This is a genomic window from Devosia sp. Leaf64 (genome assembly GCF_001421945.1).
GTDB lineage: Bacteria > Pseudomonadota > Alphaproteobacteria > Rhizobiales > Devosiaceae > Devosia.
Map to the genome: position 1 here is coordinate 405,682 of NZ_LMLO01000012.1, position 14,831 is coordinate 420,512.

Genomic DNA, 14,831 nt, shown 5'->3' on the forward strand with positions numbered 1-14,831 from the left:
TAAAGGGCGTTAGAACCGATAGAATTCGCCCGACGGTGGACCGGCGGAATTCGTTCTATCAGCTTCTTTCTTGACGAAGTTTCACTCAACTTCTCAAGGGAAATCAACAACGTCCGGTTTTGTATATCACAAACGGAAGCAGCCATTCCGCAAACCACCCTACGGTGCCAATCGGTTTGCGGGTGATGTGAGAGGGCTTGGGCGCCGCTGCCCGACTACGGGCATCTGATCATCTTCCCAACGACGCACCTCTCGGGGGGTATTCCAAGCGAATATAGATCAGCACCGCATCATTTGCCGGATGCAACCTGAATCAAGTCTTGCGTCCAATGTGGCATGCCCGGGTTCTCTCTGCTCCACAACAGGAGAAAATCCATGTTCGTCCGAGCCTTGCTGTTGACCGCAGCCTTCGCCGCCGCCACGCCTGCCTTCGCCCAGGATGCCGCCGCACCCGCTGCTCCCGCCGCAGCGCCCGTCACTGTGACCGAACCCGCAGACTTCGCTGCCATGGCCTCGGTCAGCAATCTCTTCGAGATCGAAACCAGTACCCTTGCCATCGAGCGCGGCCAGTCCGAAGAGGTGAAGGCCTTCGCCCAGCAGATGGTCACCGATCACACCAAGGCCACTCAGGATATGGCGCCCGCCGCGGAGGCCGAAGGCCTTACCCCGGCCACCGAACTCGATCAGCGTCATCAGGCTATCGTTGATGACATGACCAATCTTGAAGGCGCCGATTTCGACGCAGCTTATATCGCCGCCCAGATGCAGGCCCATGATGAAGCCGTCGCTCTCTTCCAGGGCTATGTCGATGGCGGTGCCGATGGCCCACTCAAGGATTTTGCTGCCGCAACCCTGCCCACCTTGCAGATGCACCAGGAACATGTCCGCGGCCTTTCTGTCCAGTAATCCAAAGGGAAGGGGTCAAACCCCTTCCCCCTTCCGGAGGCCCCGAAATGAACGCCATCACCCTTTCGTCCGGCCTCGCTCTGGCCCTTTTCGCCGGCTCCCTCGCCAATGCGCAGGAAACCGTCGGTGGGCAGCCCATCGCGCAGGAAGACATGATCGTCGTGCAAGACCATTGCAATGACCTCGTCCGCGCCGCGTCTGGCGCCGACCCCGGCGCTGGCCCGCAAGGCACTGCCCCCGACAGCGAAGGCGGCGCGGCCGGCTCAACCCTTGGCAACGACACAAGCGGCCTGGACCTCGCAGCTATCACCCTTGAGGACTGCCAAGCCGCCGGCATCGTCGAACTGACCCAATAGCGCTTGCGGCCATTCGGCCTTGCCACCATCGATGCCAAAAGCGGACTTTGACCGTGCTCTGGCTTGATCTACAGATTTCTGGGCCTGAGGAAGAAAGGCATAAGGTCATGCGCATCGCCATCAGCGTTATTTGCTTTTTGATAGCCTGTGCGGGAACAGCCGTAGCGATGCCGACGGACATGACCGTCGCACGCCTGCTCAATATATGTGAAGCGAGCACCGTTAGGGAAGCCGCGCCGATGGGAGACGAGCTTGGCTGGCAGCGCCTAGCCGACTCTGAAACAGAGGAATGGCGTGCGAGTCTCGTTGCCTCTAATGGTGGCTCGCTTGAACTTGTCGGCTGGCGGCAAGCGCAGGCCAGCGGCGAGGAGACTTTGTCGTTTTGGATAGCGGTCGGTCCAAACGCCATACAGCCTGTGCATATTCAACGACGGAACCTACCGGGGTCCTGAGTGCCCTAACGGAGCGCCTGGAAGAGCCGGACAGTCTCAATAGGAATGATGCCGTCGAAGTGCTATCTGCTGGGTGGACGCGAGGGGACCGTCACTATTCCCTCACTCAAGTTGGATCGTCCGCCACGATCAATATCGGGCCCAGCCTGTGAGCGCACATGCTGATCCAATGATCTTGTCAACCACTAACGGTCTTCCACCAAGCCGCCGGTCAGCCATCGACCCCATTTTGGACGTTTTACTTCATTGAGTTTGAGCTCGAAAGCAGTCACAAAATGAAGGGCAACAAGCGCCTGCGGAGCATCATGGAAGGGAGGACATAGATGTGTACTCTCATGTCAGCCCTCCAGAGCATTTTCAGTATCCCCGCGGTAAGCTCGCCCTGGCTGCTCTTGGTGGTTCTGCCGTCCATTCTATTTGGACACGGACGGTCAGCCCTCTTCATGTTCGGTGCGATCAACGGAATTGGCCTGATCTTCCTCGGAGCCGCCGTCTTTGTGGCTTCGGCATTGGGGATTGCGAAACGTTGGTGGTGGGCAATTTTTGGGGCATGCCTCTGTGCCAATGTGTCCTACTGGCTAATTAGAGGCATCTATTTTCCCGATCCACCCCCACCCGGCGCGTCGTCGCTCTATTTTGAGTATGAACCATTCCTCGCCTTGTTTGCTATGCCGACAATCCTAGTGGCGATGATAGTGGGGGCGAATTTCGACCGGCTCTTCAAACGAGTGAGCGATCTTCAGCCGCGCGCTTAGTTCACGTTCAAGAAACGGGATAGTCCGCCGAGGCGTCTCGCTCAAAGCAGTCCAGCGCAGACAGTCAGAAACCCGACCCCATCTAGTCCTCAACGCTTCGGTTGTGGAATCTCGAAAACGGCCATTAAGTTACCGCACTGCGGAGACGGTTCAGTTTCAATCGCCTCAATCTAAAATCGTATCGAAATCAAACTCGTCTTCGGCTGCCATCCTGCGTAAGGCGGCGATTTCGTCGGGGCGGATTGGCTCTCTAAGAGGTTGCTGTGCCGCGTTGCTGAGCACGTTGGAATGGATTCTTCCTTTGAACTCCTCACCAGCGATGAACCATTGCTCACCCCATTTAAAGTGAGGGGCGCAATCTCCGTCGCCCCAGGTCGCGTAAACAGGAATGATGGCGCCGGCCTCTGGGCCAACAATAGACGTATCTACCCGGAAAAGAGCCGCTCTGACGTGTTGGTACACCTCGCACATGGGCGTTGAGGCTGATTCCCAGTCGTAGCCACCATAGCCGTTGTGACCAGTATCCTTCTGAACGCAGGCCGCTGGCATCTGGCCTATTAGATTTTCGCCACTGTCTGTTTGCCACCCAATCACGGTGCCCCCGAAAATCGACGACAAGCCCGCCATCTGCTCAGCCATAGTGGGGGGACGTTTGGGAATCCGAATGTCACAAGCAAGAATGGGCGCCGCGCTGGCTCCGACCAACAGTCCCACCACCAGCGAGGCGCTCGAAAATTTGCGTTTAGAGCTCATCGCCCCCCCCTTATTGTCGGACTGCTTTGATGTGGCACATGTCGATTGCGTCTACTTCAGCGCATTTTGCAATAAGGAGCGGACCGTGATCTTTTGACCCGATTGCTGTCGCACGGGCCGGAGCGAATCTAGCCTAGCAGCTGCTATTCCCAGCTCGCCCGCATCTCCCAACGAGCCTTGATGCGGTGGCGCTCACGAAACCCGTAAATGAGGGGCGTGGCAAACAGCAATTGTGCGAAAATTATCCGGTTCCAGTTCACCGCTCCCGGAGAAACTGAGGAAGGATCGAAGCTCAGCTCCTCCCGGAAGCCGTACAGCAACAGCAATACCGCAATGACGAATACGAAAAATTTGTAGCGGTAGCTTTCAGAGATGGAAGACGCCGCAGCGAAAACGAAAACGAGGGGCAACCCAATGAGCCCAACGAACAGATAAACGAACGGCGAATAGGCGTGGTAATTGATGGCAACCATCGGAAACATGCCGAAGGCCGCCACGGCGAAGGCTAAAAGGAACGCGATTAAATCGCGGAGGTAGCGGCTTAGGTAGTCCTGAAAAAGCTGCATAGCGCTCTTTGCTTCGGGTTACGGGATTGGGTCCGCTTCCGCGCAATTCAGCACCGAAAGCGGCCAGGCTGCAACCCATCTGTGGACGCCCCGTAAGACGCAAGCGGCATTTTGAAGGATTGCACGTAGTCGGATGCTNACTCGGACAATTTGAAGCCTGCCTTGTGCACAAATTTTGCGCAATTCTAACCTTGTGTGGCACATATAACTGAACTGACTTAGGTCATTCATGTCGCTCGCGCGATCATAGTATAATCAACGAGTTTCTCTGGAGCGTGGAATGGGTCATCGACACCTGTGAGAGCCCAAGCGTCTTTCATCTGTGTGAGCATCATCCAGACGTCCATCCTGAGTTCCTTGCGCGCGAGATCGCCCTCGCCGAGCGCATAAAATTGGGGAATCGTCGTCTGTTTGACAGCTGGAGTGGTCCCGAACGTGCGCGGAACCTTCCGCCAAACCTTCTTCGCGATGGCCGTCTGCTGAAGTACATGCAGCGCTTTCATTTCGACTGCTTCCTGATCGGCCTTCGCTAGGTGGTATTCAATGTCGTCCATGGGTGCGGTGCCGACGGCAAAGGTCGCGAGCTTGCTTTCCTCGGCCACTTCGACTTCGCCGCTCCATCCCAGGACTTCGAGCGTGCGCACCAATTCATCAAACCACGAGGGATCATGGGCCGGGGCGTAGACAGACCGCTCCTCTCCGGACGCAAGACGCACCAGAGCCTTGTGATACTTGGCGACGGTCGACGGAACGCCGAAAAACAACTGAGCCAGTTGTTTTTCGAAACTGGCGATATCCCCGAGATGCGGCGCACAATGAGCGAGAATATGTGCTTCGATGAAACCGTTCGACAGCCTCACTGCGTCCCACAGCTGTCCGCCAGATCGGACGGCCAGGTCTTCGAACGCGATGACTTCGTCGACGATGACGTCGTCCGGAACCGATTCCGCGACCATTATCACGGCGGCCGGCACTTCGCGGTAGACCGGACGGATGCGGCCCGTCCCTTGGCGAAGCTGCTCCTCCCTGTATTGCTTCTGGACAGCATGGGCTAGTGGTCCTGCGTGCTGCTGGACCTCGAAGCTGATGTCGCTGCCGTCTCGGTGTTTCAGTGTGCGGCGGGTAACGTGAGCGGCGAACCTGTTGCCAGCCTCGTCCAGACCGGTGCCGGTGCTATCGATCAGTACCTCTTGGAGGTCGTCCTCGTGCGATAGCGCGGCAACGATCCCGTCGATCTCGCGGACGGGCAGCTCGATGCGACCAAGCGTCATGCTGCCGACGTGTCCCTTCGCGTAGTCCAGACCTGCAGTTGCGCCCAGGTGGCCGAAATCGACGTTTCTTGGTTTGACCCAGCCCTGCTGAATGAGCCGCCTGACTTTCTTCGTCGGCTGGATGACGACACGACCATGAGCATTTACCGCGGCATATGTCGCAATCATCAGACGCAGATCGGCAAGCGTCTGCGCAGCGCGCACGTGTTCGTTGATGTCGGCAGATTCAGACGGGAAAAGCATTGTCGACGACAGGCGACGATTGATCGCCACGGCGACCCGCTGGTTGAGTGAGACCTCGATCTTGTGCACCTTGACCTCGCGGCCGACGCCGATCGTACGGCGCACCAATTCTTCGTCCGTGGACGCGTCGAGGAGCAGTGTCGGTGTCGATGCCCAATTACCCTGCACGCCCCAGCTGATGCGGATCCATGGGAAGCACTTCGGATCGTCCTTGTCGAAGTCGAGCAGCTGGATCCTGCGATCAGAACGAGGGGTTGGCCGGCCGGCAAGATCGGCGTTGCGATGTTCCTCGATGCCCTCCTCAACGAGGCACCACATACGATATTCCTTGGCGACGTCTGTGCCTGTAGCCGTCGAGCACATCTCCTGGATGTCCTGCAGCGTACGGTTGGGGCTGAGTTCCGCTTGGGAGGTCATCGCCTGGCCGCAGACGCGCCGTGCAGCGGCCGCAAGTTCCGGACCGGTGGTGATAATGCCGTTGTTGTTTTCCGTGTGAGCATGGAAAGCGGTCGCGAGGTCCTTGCCCTCCTTGATCCATCTCTGTGCTAGCGCGCTAGCATGATCGCGGAGCTGGAGAAGTTCGTACGGATCGAGACCCGCTTCTTCCTCTTTTTTCGTCAGCCTTGGTGGACGGCGCGCCAAATCCAGCGATGTGATCTGAAAAGTGGTGCTCTTAACGAGCTGGTCGAAAACGCGCTCGTCGAGGATCACGCCCTTTGGATTGGCCAGCTCTTCCGGAATCGCAAGCGTCAGGAAGTTCCGGACCATGAAGACGATGTGTGCTGCCGCGGCCGTCTTGCGTTGAAGGATCGCCGGGCACGTGGCGTAGTGTTCGCAGTAGACCGTCTCCTTCTCGCCCGTGTAGACGCCGTTGTTCTTCACTGAGATGGTGGACTGGCAGAGCTGGCTAGACGAGATACCGGCGGCTTGCAGAAGGGCGACCTTCTCTTTCTCTGCGCATCCGGCGGCGATCTTGCCCTTGTAAGTGGCGCTGATCAGGCCCGCAGCTGATGCCATCGACCGAAGCTCGCCGAGGCGCTGATCGACTTGATCAACGTGGACCACACCCATCTCAAGCGCTTGAGCCTCCAGCTCGTCGTCAGGAAGACTGGGATCCAGGTTGATCGAGCTTGCGCGTTCTCGAAGTTCATCGACATTGTTGTACGAGGGCACCAGCATCAACATCGGCCCGTCGGCGATCGGCAGGCCGTCGTCGTCCGTGGCCTCGGCGGTGACTGTCAGAAGTTCGGGTCGCTTCACGATCTCGCGGATTATGGTGGCGCTCTTGCCTACGCCGGTGGGGGCATTCAGGACGTGCACGACGTTGTTGCGAACGATGACATCATCGAAGAATGCATTGATCGCGACCGCTACGCCGGCGGACGCTTTCTCGCCCTCTGCCTGCCTGTTAGGGTTCAACCGGCGCTCAGCCGCTTTGACTGGATCCGGCTTCGTCTCGTGAATTTTGAGCGTCTCGCGGCGCGTCGTCAGCCACGCGAAGGTGTCGTCCTCAGCGACATGGCGCTGCGGCGCGACGTAAGGAAATTCGTGGACTTCCACTGCGGCGACGATCTTGCCGTCGTCGTTCGCCGCCGCCAGCTTGCCCTTCGGCAAACGCGGCTTGATCCGCCCGGACTTGAGCATCTCGACAGCGCGGCCGGTTTTCTCGACGATCGCTCTCCGGAGATCAGCCTCCGGCCAGGATTTGTTGCCCTGCTCCTCGGCGCCCCGGAAAGCATCGCGGATGGCCGTCCGCAGGTCTTCAACCTTAAGGGCGTCCGCCATGATCGCGGCGGCGTGGCGCTTCACAGTGTCCTTCGTGAGCGTCCAGAGATACTCGTCGCGGCCATCTACGATCTTGCCATCGCTATTCTGCACCCATGCAACCGGCCGGTCGCCAAAACTCAGCTTGCCGACGACGATTCCATCGGCAGATCCATCGATCCACTCCCCGACCGCACCGGCAGCCGAGGCATGGCGATAGGCATGGCGCAGATCCTGCACCGCGTCGAAGAACGCCTCGAGTTGTTCAAGTGTCGCAACAGGAACGTCTTGAGGGCCGTTCGAGATCGGCTGGTTGGCATACCACTTGAAGTACTGGCTCGTTTTGTGGTGGTACCCGTAGGCCGTCATCATTCGGCCCGCGCCGAGGATCTCGATGCCGTCGTCCGTCGGCTGCTTGCGGTCCTCCGACATGAACTTGATGGATTTGTACGACGGCAGGTCTTCCTCGGTCTCGGCGCGATAGAGCAGCGCGATCTTCGGATGCATGCCCGTCCGGCGATACGGCGTCGCCCCCAAGATTTCGACGGACAATTCTTGGATCGAATAGCTCAACTCTACATCGAGCACGTCGATGTCGATCGCGAACACGTTTCCCGACGACGGCCCGAGCAGGATGGCGGCGTTTTCCGTACGCGCCTGGATGCCCCAGCGCGCGGTTTCCGCCGTGGTCGGCATGCGCTTGATGTACGGGCCCCATTTCAGCGCCTCGCCATCGATGACCGAGGTGAGGCGCTTGCCCTTCCGCGACTGCGGCAGGACGGTCCAGCCGTTGGCGCGCACCCTGTTGCAGACGCCGCCGAAAAGCGATTCGGTCGGCATATACATGTGCTCGATCGCGCCGGGAGCGAGTTCGGTTCCGTGGTCTTGGGCGGGAGGGTTCTCGACCGCCCGGTCCGCTGGCTCTGAAGCCTCCGCGGATCGATTCGTTTCGTTCAACATGACTATACACACCGTTTAAGCGCCGAGGTTTGCCCCGATCACCGAAACAGTCTGCGGCGCCTCTAAGCACGGCGCAACAAATTTCGCATAGAAAAATCGTTCGGAATTTAAACGATCCGCACTAGAGCCCGTATCTACGAGGTTTTGGCTCCAAAAAAGAATAATTCAAATCTTGTAGTTTTAACCTGCGGACTAAGAAGTCTGGCCGGTTCACTTGACCTCAACTCGGCGGCGCCGCCGAGTAGGATTGTAACGTCAATCCTTGAGACAAATCCTTGCGCCCGTTCTCTCTAAGTTCCTCCAACAACGCGGCAAGCATCTCGTCCGAAAAGGATCGGCTGCTTGAATACATCTCCGCGTTCATCGAAGAGCGGAAGCTTACCGCGAGACAGCTTCAAGTCCTGAAGCCAGGGATTCACCCCACAAGCTTTCTCTGTTGAGAGAAAAGGACCGCTCGGCGTGCGGCATCGATACGCTGAAGATTATCGCCGCCGGAATCGAATCTGGCGTGCTGGACCAGACCTCCGAAGAGGACTCCGGCGTCCATCGTCATCGCAATAATCCTTACGACAGGGATCCGATCGCTCAGGCCGTCAAGGACGAGCTCTTCCGCACCGTCGCCCAACAGGTTCGGCTCACGCCGACAGCCGAAATCCAGGCGGTTCTTCCAAATCTTGGCAAACGCCAGCTCACGAACCTACGGAACGAGAGGCCCAATTTATTCGGCTGGGACCGCCTCAATACCATCGCGATCCGCCTCGGAATCGATGTCACGGCGATCTGGTCGAAGCACTATCAGCCGCAGCAGGTGGCTGCATGACGACCATCCTGACGCTCGACACTGCCACCAAGACTGGCTGGTGCCTCACGCGAGATGGCCTCGTGATCGCGTACGGACTGCTGCGCTTCGATGATGACGTAACCGCTAAGGGTGACTTCATGCGTCCCGGTTCATTCGACTACATCGGCCAATCGTATCGAGCCGCCAAAGCAGCGGCCGAGCACTATGACCGCGAACAGGACCATGAGACCGCGCGGCGGTTCTGGCGGGACGCTGACGGTTGGTGCCGCCTCGCCAGGCAGAATGGCATCGACCTGGAGCGTCGCGCGGCATGACAATTCACGACAACCGGCGCGAAAGCGATGCGTTTTATTACGTGACACCGTCACCCGAAAAAGTAGCTCAAATCGTCGATCGCTATGGGGCCTTCGCTGCGGCAGAACGCTGGGGCTGGCTTAGCAACCTGCAGCTGACGGACCTCTATCGCCGCGGCCGGAAAGACATGACGGCCACGCTTAATTTCCAGTCATCATACGGCTGATGGATCCCGATTCCGTCTCGGAAGATTTCATGGTGCAAGATCTGGAGCCGCGGCGGGCGTCAACGTTCGTCGATCAGCTCGTCGAGTATGTCCACACAGGATCCGTCACATCAACGGAACCGGAGAAGCGCCTGGCGGCAGTGGTCGATCAGGATCGGGCTCATCCAACCAAGCGTATGGAAGCAGGCCCTCGACATCTGTCAACGCCTGCTCCACTTGCGCCGTCCAGCTGTCGATCATCTGGGGTGTGATTTCGACGGACTTGTGCCCCTTTTTGTGGACGCTTTCTGTGAGCCATTCTCCGGTATTTGGATCTTGATGGAAATGACCGTGCGCCAGTTCGTTTCTCCAAGCATTTATGCGACGTAGCCGTTCAAAGTCCGGTGCCGGCCACCTGGGGAAAGCGCATAACATTAAGTCGAGCCGCTCGACCTTCTGGATATAAAATTCGTTGATTTTGAAGAGATGAGGCTTCATCAGCTTCTCCTTCGTCGTCACGCGAATGATTTCTGCCAGAAGGCTTTCCAGCTGATTGAAGCGGACGAGCATGCGGCCAAGCGCAGCCTCGTAACGTTCCTCGAAATATTTGGTCCGCGGTTCGGTCATAGATCGATGCCGACAACCATGAATGCGATCATGTCACGCGCTCCCCACCCTGATATCTAGTGACAATGTCACGGAAAGCTGGGGGCTGGAAGGCGTCCGGCACTAGTGAAATCGCCTGACTTCTGCAAGTGTCAGAATGGGTTGGGGGAACTCGAATGCGGGACTGGATACCATTCTTGATAGCGTGCGCAATCTCGATAGCGCTGCTGTCGTTTTGGATGGGCGCTGTGACAGTCACCGGGGTCACCACTACCAGTGCGCCGCATGGAGTCGTCGAGTACTGGCTCAATAGATATCAGACCATCCTCGCCGCCTTCGTCGCATTTTCGGCTGCCTTTTTCGTAGCTCAGCAGATCCGTGAAACCAGGGCCCAACACCGCGCAAACGTCCGCCTCGCCATGCGCCAGGAATTCGATGCGCTGCAGTCCGCCGAACGGTATGGCGAAAGCATGATCCGAGCGGCCCACGATCGCCGTTTGGACGTCGCCTCAGCGCTGATAAACGCACCTGCATCACGAACATTTCCTCGGATGAGTGTTAGGCGGCTTGAGCGAATTCAGCAGTTCTCCGGAGACGTCGTAGCGGACTTCGTACAACGCCTTCTCGACGAGATCGCCGACTATGAGAGATGGCGCGACCGAGGGTCTGTAATACAGGTGACGGTTTTCGGAACGACGACGCCGACGTTTGAAGAACGCATCGAGCGAGTGATCGACGCCGGCATTCTTGTCGTCGAAGCCGCGAAGATGCAGCGGGCAGAACTTGAGAAGTACGCCGCGTAACCTTCACGGAAAACGCTCGCCTGGAAGGCCGGCTAGCCCCATAGATTTCGTTTCAGGTCATTCGATACCCAACCACAATCCAACCCGCCACGACCCATCTAGGCGCATGACCAACCGGCAGGTCGCCCACAGGTCATGCACAGGTCACGGAGCGGAGTAGTTGCCTAATTCACGAATGATTTCATACACTTGCCCGGAAGCATATTTTCGGATTTTCGAAGGCAGGATGGATTGAGGGTGGCGGAGAGGCCCGGAAATATTGGGTTTTGGTTTCGAGAACCGCGAAAAGAAGCCGAGGAGTCAGTTTTCGCCTCCCATGACTTCGACGAAAGCCAGCCTACCGGCATCGATCAATGCCTGCCGTCTCGCTGGATCGACGCCTTCAATGCTCTCGCCGGCAAGCCAGACCTGATCTGCGAAAACAGCGAGGTCTTCGAGATCTGCGACGGAGATGACGTTGTCGATGTATGACCGGAGCGCGGCGATCAGGCTTTCCTTCGTTGTCATCGGCCGGCCTCACGGATGGCATGGTGATGATCGCATTCAGTCCGCCACCATCCGCGCACCGCGCGGTTGATGCCGGGCGCACCGCAGCACTCGCAGATGTGCACAGAGAGCGCTTCCATACAGCTATCGACGAGATCCAATTCTCCATCGAAATACGACGACGAGAAAAGCGACATGCTGCCATATTTCTCCTTCGCGTATGAGATTTTCAGGGTCTCGCCCGCATCAGCAACGATCGCCGCACCGGCGCTCATGATATCGCACCAGCCAGCCTCGAAATCGAACGCGCCGCTCAGACCTGAATACCTTTCGCGAAGGGTTTCTCGCCAATTTTCGGGATGCCAGGCTTCACCGATTTCCGGCTCGAAGTGGCGGCGGCGATGGACGTAGAACTGCGCTACGAGCTTGGCCATCTGGACATAGACCGTGGGATCGTCAGCCAGGCGCTGGCCGGTTCGGTGATCAGGTGCAGTCAGGCGATCCCATACGATTTGGCTTTCGATTTGGAGAAGGTCGGTCATTTCGAGCACTCCAGGCTTTCGCTTGCGGCGATGCCGATTTCGATGAGCGCACCTTCGATTCTTGGCTGCCATGGCTGACCGATGCTGGCTCGGAGAACCGCCCTGGTGGTGGTCGGCGAAGGCTTTTCGAGAGCCGCCTCGATGGCAAGCCGAGCGTCGCCTGTGGCATGGTGAAGGCTCAAATTGAGAGCAGCGCAGTAGATCGCATTTGCCGTTTTCATCACGCATTCCCCCACGTCATTTCCCGTCCATCGACCAGGGTTTCAATGATCCTTGTCAGCTGTCGAAGACTTCCGCCAGGCCAGGTCTTCTTGATCAAGGCAATCTCGTCCGGGGCCAGCGGAGCAACCCACCTTCCATCTAAGCCGCGCTGCAGCATGAGATCGTTGACGATGTTTTCTGCCAGCAGGCCCAGGTGCTTCCATTCCGGATCCGGCATCTTGAGAATGCGCATGCGATCGCGAAGCGGACCTGGGACACCCTCAAGGCTATTGGCCGTTGCGAAATGGGATACATGTGACAGATCGCATTCGACTTCGAGCGCCGGATCGCGCACGCTCCTCGACTGGGTCCGTTCGAGCATTGGCAGCAGCGCATCAAGGGCGCTGCCGTTATGCGTCGCCGTCGACACTTTCTCCAGCTCGTCCCAAACGAGAGCCGGATTCGCGGAGCCTGATCGCCGGATCAACTGCAGCGGGACGCTTTCTCTCGCAGATGACCATTGTGCACTGGTACCCATCAACGAAGCATCCGAGACACCACCCAGCGGCACGACCTCGACAGGAAGGCCTGCCATTTCCGAGATCGCCTTCGCCAAAGCGGTTTTTCCGGAGCCGGGTTTTCCGACGATGCATGTCGGCCGGAAAAGCACGGTTTCTGAGACAACCAGATCGGAAAGGATGGTGTCGATCAAGCGGAAGGCATGCGGCCACCGTGCAACAAGCGCCTGCCGCGCGGCGACGATGTTTCCCTTTGCAATAAGGGGAATTTTCGATCCGGCGATGCCCGTCCATGCGCGGTGAATCTCACGCCGATGGCTCGTTCCCCCGTCTGGCAGCTCGGGCACGACGACGATGCCGGCCGACGTCGGCGGCGCGGTCTCCGCGCGGTCTTCTCGCTCTGCGGCAAGCGCTTCGCGGATCATCGATTCGGCGGCTTCGACCTCTGCATACTCGCCATTGGTGACCCACTTTTCGGCAGCAAGATAAAGGTTCGCAATGTCGTTGCTCTCTCTGATCCGCCGTGCGCCGCGAGCGTAGGCATCAACGGGATTCTTAAACATGCCGCTCATGCCTTCGAGCATCGTACGGCTGATGAGCGTACTGAACGAAAGAGTGCCGCTCATCGCAACGCGGTCTTCCAAATCCCGGCGAAGTTTGAACAGCGATTTGTGGTCGCCGAGGCAGACGGCGTAGAGCCGGACGCGATCAAGATCGTCCCCAAGCTCCCCTTCGCCTGCACCCAGCACAAGGCGGCACGACTCCACCGAATGACTGACTTTCAGATTTTCGAGCGCAGCTTCGAGCCGATCGCCAGCGCCGAGAAGGAGTCGATGCTTGCACCACGACGTGATGTCGATGTCGATATCGCCGGCTGCGAACGGATAGCCAGACAGCAGTTCCGAAGTCCGCGGCAGCATGCCTTCCTCGACACGCTGCATGCGCTCGTTGCGTGATTTGATCAGCCGAACTGCCGCGACGTTGATGCCGCTCGGGACTTTGAAATCGTCGAACTTAGACATCGCGCGACCCCACGTTTTTGTGCGGCCCAAGGCGATACAAATCGTTCTCAGTTTTCAGCCAGCGGCGGTCAAGGTCCGCGTGTGTCGGAGGTGACAGCACGATTTCGTCTTCGTCGCCGAGCAGATGCCCGATAACTTTACCGATAATGCTGCCGCCCCAAAATTCGTCATCTGAGATGGACCAGTTATACAAATAGGGGGCAGCAGCGATATCTGCGTCGGTCGGAAAAAGTCCGCCGTCGCCAAGATACAACAGGCAGGTCGTATCAACAATAATGCAAGACATAAGAGCCTCGGAAACCATCCGCCGCAGCGGACAGCCGAGGCGGAGACTAGATCGCGCGCCGTGAGACGCGAACGAAAACGACCGCGATTGCGGTCCCTTGCTCAGCGTCTATTCGAATGGTGGCGGCGAAGGTCATTTGGGTCTCCTGCCCAAAACATGGCGCCGGGGAGACCCATTGTAAAGGACCTTCCGGGCGGCAGAGCTCACAAAACGTTAATGGGATCCTACTCGATCGGCGATGTGCTTCAGCTGCCGATCGGCATAGTGCCCAACGATCGTCCTGGCGACACGTAGGGCAAGATCGCGATCGACAGGCAGCATGGCGACGGCCCAGTGCCCGCGCGGACCGTGGACTATATCCCAGCCGGACTTGTTGCGGACTGATCGCTCGTCGCTGTCGAGATCCGTCATATAAATGAGTGCTTCTTCGACGAGGTCATCCGGCCAATCGACACCCCCCTTGACCGTCTTGGCAGCACCTAGCATCGCTTCCGCACGCTTCTCGGTAACGCGGACGTAGCGATCAAGGGCGTCTTTTTGGCTGTCGAGTAAGTAGCTCTGACCGGTCAAATCGGTGATGGTTTTGTAGCCAGACGTGAACTGACCCCAGCGTTCTTTCGTCGCAACTGCCCGCGCCAGTGCACTGTCACGGCGCTCCCGGACGGCGCGCTTATTTTCGCGCTGCCTAACATGACGTTCGATGAACTCCGAATGCTTGGCTCGGAGCTTGTCCATATAAAATATGGTCAGCTTTTCCGGGGCTTTTCGAGGATCGTATTCCGCGTAGAAACCTCCCGGACCCTTGGTGAAAGTGATGCCGGCCCGCACCAGGTCGAGCGGATCGCTGTCGCGGTATTTCCAGAGCACCCTGCTCACCGGCGACAAGAATTTCTCGCCGTCCGCACGCCAATCAGTTCCATCTATTTCCGGCAGCATAGCAGTCTCCATGTCGCATTATGAACGACATGAATATGTATCACGGCGTTAACGATATCAAGGTTATGTCTCATATTTTGCGACATTAGATCTTGTAGAACGGA

The 14,831-nt window shown here is 58.1% G+C and carries 17 protein-coding genes; 7 read left to right on the top strand and 10 right to left on the bottom strand.

The features are described 5' to 3' along the window. Positions 1-375 precede the first annotated feature (375 nt). From ASE94_RS07400 to ASE94_RS07415, 3 genes are all read left to right on the top strand, one after another. Positions 376-906, top strand: a complete 531-nt coding sequence (locus tag ASE94_RS07400; protein ID WP_062629825.1) for a DUF4142 domain-containing protein — start codon at positions 376-378, stop codon at positions 904-906. A gap of 47 nt (positions 907-953) precedes the next feature. Then, positions 954-1,262, top strand: coding sequence for a hypothetical protein (locus ASE94_RS07405; RefSeq protein ID WP_062629826.1), 309 nt, complete (start codon positions 954-956; stop codon positions 1,260-1,262). A gap of 787 nt (positions 1,263-2,049) precedes the next feature. Further along, positions 2,050-2,469 (top strand): hypothetical protein, encoded by a 420-nt coding sequence (locus ASE94_RS07415; RefSeq protein ID WP_156351985.1) that lies wholly within the window; start codon positions 2,050-2,052, stop codon positions 2,467-2,469. Between the two features lie 165 nt (positions 2,470-2,634). On the opposite strand, the gene ASE94_RS07420 is transcribed toward ASE94_RS07415, so the two are convergent. The 3 genes from ASE94_RS07420 to ASE94_RS07430 form a co-directional block, all read right to left on the bottom strand. Beyond that, complete coding sequence (locus ASE94_RS07420; protein WP_156351988.1) at positions 2,635-3,222, bottom strand: hypothetical protein; 588 nt, start codon at positions 3,220-3,222, stop codon at positions 2,635-2,637. A gap of 143 nt (positions 3,223-3,365) precedes the next feature. After that, positions 3,366-3,788: a hypothetical protein gene (locus ASE94_RS07425; RefSeq protein ID WP_062629830.1), complete on the bottom strand. Its 423-nt coding sequence runs from the start codon at positions 3,786-3,788 to the stop codon at positions 3,366-3,368. A gap of 227 nt (positions 3,789-4,015) precedes the next feature. Next, entirely contained in the window at positions 4,016-8,026 is a 4,011-nt protein-coding gene (locus ASE94_RS07430) for a bifunctional DNA primase/polymerase (RefSeq protein WP_082461051.1), read from the bottom strand. A gap of 436 nt (positions 8,027-8,462) precedes the next feature. Here ASE94_RS07430 and ASE94_RS07435 point away from each other — a divergent pair, with 436 nt between their 5' ends. The 3 genes from ASE94_RS07435 to ASE94_RS07445 are packed head-to-tail and all read left to right on the top strand — an operon-like array spanning position 8,463 to position 9,348. Beyond that, on the top strand, positions 8,463-8,846 hold the full coding sequence (locus ASE94_RS07435) for a hypothetical protein (protein ID WP_062629832.1): 384 nt from the start codon (positions 8,463-8,465) through the stop codon (positions 8,844-8,846). After that, a complete protein-coding gene (locus ASE94_RS07440) occupies positions 8,843-9,142 on the top strand; it encodes a hypothetical protein (RefSeq protein WP_062629833.1) in 300 nt (99 codons plus the stop codon). The genes ASE94_RS07435 and ASE94_RS07440 overlap by 4 nt, the downstream gene beginning before the upstream one ends. Next, on the top strand, positions 9,139-9,348 hold the full coding sequence (locus ASE94_RS07445; RefSeq protein ID WP_062629834.1) for a hypothetical protein: 210 nt from the start codon (positions 9,139-9,141) through the stop codon (positions 9,346-9,348). Before ASE94_RS07440 ends, ASE94_RS07445 begins: the two co-directional genes overlap by 4 nt. Before the next feature lie 105 nt (positions 9,349-9,453). Here the strand turns inward: ASE94_RS07445 and ASE94_RS07450 are convergent, their stop codons facing one another. Continuing rightward, positions 9,454-9,954, bottom strand: coding sequence for a hypothetical protein (locus ASE94_RS07450; protein ID WP_062629835.1), 501 nt, complete (start codon positions 9,952-9,954; stop codon positions 9,454-9,456). A gap of 155 nt (positions 9,955-10,109) precedes the next feature. Between ASE94_RS07450 and ASE94_RS07455 the strand changes: the two genes are divergently transcribed. Then, positions 10,110-10,736, top strand: coding sequence for a hypothetical protein (locus ASE94_RS07455; protein ID WP_062629836.1), 627 nt, complete (start codon positions 10,110-10,112; stop codon positions 10,734-10,736). Between the two features lie 300 nt (positions 10,737-11,036). On the opposite strand, the gene ASE94_RS07460 is transcribed toward ASE94_RS07455, so the two are convergent. From ASE94_RS07460 to ASE94_RS07485, 6 genes are all read right to left on the bottom strand, one after another. Next, on the bottom strand, positions 11,037-11,243 hold the full coding sequence (locus tag ASE94_RS07460; RefSeq protein ID WP_062629837.1) for a hypothetical protein: 207 nt from the start codon (positions 11,241-11,243) through the stop codon (positions 11,037-11,039). After that, complete coding sequence (locus ASE94_RS07465) at positions 11,240-11,764, bottom strand: hypothetical protein (RefSeq protein WP_062629838.1); 525 nt, start codon at positions 11,762-11,764, stop codon at positions 11,240-11,242. The genes ASE94_RS07460 and ASE94_RS07465 overlap by 4 nt, the downstream gene beginning before the upstream one ends. After that, complete coding sequence (locus tag ASE94_RS07470; protein WP_062629839.1) at positions 11,761-11,985, bottom strand: hypothetical protein; 225 nt, start codon at positions 11,983-11,985, stop codon at positions 11,761-11,763. Before ASE94_RS07470 ends, ASE94_RS07465 begins: the two co-directional genes overlap by 4 nt. Next, entirely contained in the window at positions 11,985-13,535 is a 1,551-nt protein-coding gene (locus tag ASE94_RS07475; RefSeq protein ID WP_156351991.1) for an AAA family ATPase, read from the bottom strand. The genes ASE94_RS07470 and ASE94_RS07475 overlap by 1 nt, the downstream gene beginning before the upstream one ends. After that, positions 13,498-13,791, bottom strand: coding sequence for a hypothetical protein (locus ASE94_RS07480; RefSeq protein WP_156351994.1), 294 nt, complete (start codon positions 13,789-13,791; stop codon positions 13,498-13,500). The genes ASE94_RS07475 and ASE94_RS07480 overlap by 38 nt, the downstream gene beginning before the upstream one ends. A 213-nt stretch (positions 13,792-14,004) precedes the next feature. After that, on the bottom strand, positions 14,005-14,727 hold the full coding sequence (locus ASE94_RS07485; RefSeq protein WP_156351997.1) for a hypothetical protein: 723 nt from the start codon (positions 14,725-14,727) through the stop codon (positions 14,005-14,007). Positions 14,728-14,831: the final 104 nt, after the last annotated feature.

What these genes read in the sequence shown, in the direction of transcription:
- ASE94_RS07455 (WP_062629836.1), top strand. Translation starts at nt 10,110, where the DNA reads ATGCGGGACTGGATACCATTCTTGATAGCGTGCGCAATCTCGATAGCG.
- ASE94_RS07460 (WP_062629837.1), bottom strand. Translation starts at nt 11,243, where the DNA reads ATGACAACGAAGGAAAGCCTGATCGCCGCGCTCCGGTCATACATCGAC.
- ASE94_RS07470 (WP_062629839.1), bottom strand. Translation starts at nt 11,985, where the DNA reads ATGAAAACGGCAAATGCGATCTACTGCGCTGCTCTCAATTTGAGCCTT.
- ASE94_RS07485 (WP_156351997.1), bottom strand. Translation starts at nt 14,727, where the DNA reads ATGCTGCCGGAAATAGATGGAACTGATTGGCGTGCGGACGGCGAGAAA.
- ASE94_RS07405 (WP_062629826.1), top strand. Translation starts at nt 954, where the DNA reads ATGAACGCCATCACCCTTTCGTCCGGCCTCGCTCTGGCCCTTTTCGCC.
- ASE94_RS07425 (WP_062629830.1), bottom strand. Translation starts at nt 3,788, where the DNA reads ATGCAGCTTTTTCAGGACTACCTAAGCCGCTACCTCCGCGATTTAATC.
- ASE94_RS07430 (WP_082461051.1), bottom strand. Translation starts at nt 8,026, where the DNA reads ATGTTGAACGAAACGAATCGATCCGCGGAGGCTTCAGAGCCAGCGGAC.
- ASE94_RS07445 (WP_062629834.1), top strand. Translation starts at nt 9,139, where the DNA reads ATGACAATTCACGACAACCGGCGCGAAAGCGATGCGTTTTATTACGTG.
- ASE94_RS07415 (WP_156351985.1), top strand. Translation starts at nt 2,050, where the DNA reads ATGTCAGCCCTCCAGAGCATTTTCAGTATCCCCGCGGTAAGCTCGCCC.
- ASE94_RS07440 (WP_062629833.1), top strand. Translation starts at nt 8,843, where the DNA reads ATGACGACCATCCTGACGCTCGACACTGCCACCAAGACTGGCTGGTGC.
- ASE94_RS07465 (WP_062629838.1), bottom strand. Translation starts at nt 11,764, where the DNA reads ATGACCGACCTTCTCCAAATCGAAAGCCAAATCGTATGGGATCGCCTG.
- ASE94_RS07480 (WP_156351994.1), bottom strand. Translation starts at nt 13,791, where the DNA reads ATGTCTTGCATTATTGTTGATACGACCTGCCTGTTGTATCTTGGCGAC.
- ASE94_RS07450 (WP_062629835.1), bottom strand. Translation starts at nt 9,954, where the DNA reads ATGACCGAACCGCGGACCAAATATTTCGAGGAACGTTACGAGGCTGCG.
- ASE94_RS07420 (WP_156351988.1), bottom strand. Translation starts at nt 3,222, where the DNA reads ATGAGCTCTAAACGCAAATTTTCGAGCGCCTCGCTGGTGGTGGGACTG.
- ASE94_RS07400 (WP_062629825.1), top strand. Translation starts at nt 376, where the DNA reads ATGTTCGTCCGAGCCTTGCTGTTGACCGCAGCCTTCGCCGCCGCCACG.